The sequence below is a fragment of the Cupriavidus sp. 01L46 genome, assembly GCF_056399905.1.
On record NZ_JBFTSF010000499.1, the window covers coordinates 1 to 2,755 of the forward strand.

At 67.8% G+C, this 2,755-nt stretch carries 2 protein-coding genes and 1 pseudogene; 2 read left to right on the forward strand and 1 reads right to left on the reverse strand.

Annotation, left to right across the window (positions count from 1 at the left end):
• A partial coding sequence (locus tag AC1DS3_RS37485) for a shikimate kinase (RefSeq protein ID WP_477129231.1) occupies nucleotides 1–674 on the reverse strand: 674 nt, incomplete at its 3' end.
• 232 nt (nucleotides 675–906) lie between these two features.
• Between AC1DS3_RS37485 and AC1DS3_RS37490 the strand changes: the two genes are divergently transcribed.
• Nucleotides 907–2,595 carry a benzoate-CoA ligase family protein gene (locus tag AC1DS3_RS37490; protein WP_477129232.1) on the forward strand — a complete coding sequence of 563 codons (1,689 nt, stop codon included), beginning with the start codon at nucleotides 907–909 and terminating at the stop codon, nucleotides 2,593–2,595.
• A gap of 14 nt (nucleotides 2,596–2,609) precedes the next feature.
• A pseudogene (locus tag AC1DS3_RS37495) lies at nucleotides 2,610–2,755 on the forward strand (alpha/beta fold hydrolase); the annotation flags it as partial.

Sequence of the window (2,755 nt, forward strand, 5' to 3'; positions counted from 1 at the left end):
TCCGAGACCAGGCTCCCGGGCGTGGCCAGCACCATGCGGTCGTTCTCCCGCAGCACGCGTTCAAGCGCGCGCATCTCGTAGCGGCGGTAGGCGGCCTGCCCGTAGAGCGAGTGGATTTCGGCCAGGCTGGCGCCGGCTTCCTGCTCTATGACGCCGTTGAGCTCGACGAAGGGTACTTCCATGGCCGCGGCCAGCGCCCGCCCGAGTGTGGATTTGCCGGCGCCGCGCAGCCCGATCAGCGTAATGCGGCGATGGCGCGCGTCGTGGGAGGCCGAGGGCGCCAGGGCGTGGTGGCAAGCCTCACGCACGCGTGACAGGTCGGCCGTGGGCAGTTGCGCCAGCCACTGCACCAGCTGCGAGAACTCCGAGGCAGGCTGGCCACCAGCAGCGTGCTGGGTCTCCATCTCCGCCAGCACCACCGGCAGCGGCACATCCAGCGCGCGCGCCACCTGGCGCAGCAGCAGCACGGATGCATTGCCGGTGCCGGTCTCCAGGTTGGCGAGGTAGCGCTCGGACACCTCCGCGCCGCGTGCGAGGTCCTTGCGCGACATGCCCCGCGCCGCGCGCAGCGAGCGGATGCGCTCGCCGAGCTGCGTCAGGTAGGGATCGCGCTCGCCGGCAGGGCGGGCGTCGGAGGAGTCGGGGGCCAGCAGTGGGTCTGGGTCGCGGCGCATGGCGGGCGGGTCTGGATGGGGAATGGGAGCGGTTGGGGCCGGGATCGGGGTTGCGATTATAAGGGACGCGGCCATCGTGTCATATAGTGCATTTCTCTGCTTGCATAATAGGCTATATGCAATAAAATGCATCGACAAATGCAGGTCAAGAAGAAAAACAAAAAATCACGACAAACCTGACTCCGTCCCCACGGCGAAGTGCGACCCGGGGACGGCATCGAGGAGTGGAGACATGACGCCCCCCATTGCATCCCCGTCCCCGGCGGCCGATGCGACTACTGCTGCTACTGCTGCGGCCATTTCCGTACTGCCGGCCCGCTACAACGCCGCCGCCGACTTGCTGTCGCGCAACCTGGCGGCAGGCCGCGCCGACAAGGTCGCCTATGTGGACGATGCCGGCCCGCTCAGCTTCGCCGCGCTGGACCAGCGCTGCCGGCGCTTTGCCGCCGCCCTGCTGCATGCCGGGATCCGCCCCGAGGAGCGCCTGCTGCTGTGCGCGCTGGATACCATCGATTTCCCCACGGTGTTCCTCGGCTGCCTGCTGGCCGGCGTGGTGCCCGTGGCCGTCAACACGCTGCTGACCGCCGACGACTACGCATACATGCTGGACCACAGCGGCGCGCGCGCGGCCGTGGTCTCGGCGCCGCTGGCCAGCGTCATGCGCGATGCCATCGGTAAAGCTGGCACCGCGCCCGCGCTGATCCTCGCCGCACCGGATGCGGGTAGTGGCGGCCCGGGGCCGAGCGTGGCCGAGATGGCCGGGCAGGGCATGCCGCTGGAAGGCGCTGCCGCCACGCGGCCGGACGACATCGCCTTCTGGCTGTATTCCTCCGGCTCCACGGGCCGCCCAAAGGGCACCGTGCACACGCATGGCAACCTGTTCCATACCGCCGATCTCTATGCGCGCCAGGTGCTTGGCCTGCGTGAAGACGATGTGGTTTTTTCCGCGGCGAAACTGTTCTTCGCCTACGGCCTGGGCAATGCGCTGACCTTTCCGCTTGCCGTTGGCGCCACCACCGTGTTGATGGCCGAACGTCCCACGCCGCAAGCGGTGTTCCGCCGGCTGCGCGAGCAGCGCCCGACGGTGTTCTGCGGCGTGCCCACGCTATACGCCGGCATGCTGGCCGCGAGYGACCTGCCGGGTCGGCCGGACGTTGCGCTGCGCGTTTGCACCTCGGCGGGAGAGGCGCTGCCCAAGGATATCGGCGACCGTTTCCGCGCGCATTTTGGCTGCGACATCCTCGACGGCATYGGCTCCACCGAGATGYTSCACATCTTCCTGTCGAACCGTCCCGGTGACGTGCGCTACGGCACCACCGGCAAGCCGGTGCCCGGCTACGCGCTGAAGCTGCTGGATGAAGCGGGCCAGCCCTGCGCGCCGGGCGAGATCGGCGACCTCTTTATCAAGGGCCCGAGCGCCGCGCTGATGTACTGGGGCAACCGCGACAAGACCCGCGACACTTTCGTGGGCGAATGGACCCGCAGCGGCGACAAGTACCAGCAGGATGCGGATGGCTATTTCRTCTACGCCGGGCGCAGCGACGATATGCTCAAGGTGGGCGGCATCTATGTATCGCCATTCGAGGTCGAGGCTGTGCTGGCCTTGCATCCGGCCGTGCTGGAGGCGGCGGTGATCGGCGTGGCCGATGCCGACGAACTGGTCAAGCCGAAAGCGTTCGTGGTRCTGCGCCCCGGCCAGTCCTGGCATGAGGGCATGGCGGCCGAGCTGCAGGCGTTCGTCAAGTCGCGGCTGGCCCCGTATAAGTACCCGCGCCAGATCGAGTGCGTGGCTGAACTGCCGAAGACAGCCACCGGCAAGATCCAGCGCTTCCGGCTGCGCCAGCGAGAGGAGGCTGCGCACGCGGCTGCCGAAGGCGTGGCTCCGGAGCCGGCAATCGTGCCGGCAACGACAGACCGATGATGAAGGGCAAGGGCATGCAAAGCGAATTGGTGGAAATTCCATTCGATGGCCGCCGTATCCAGATAGAGATCCAGTGGCTGCGGCCGCAGCGGCAGGAGCGCCCGCTGGTGGTCTTCCTGCACGAGGGGCTGGGTTCGATCAGTATGTGGCGCGACTATCC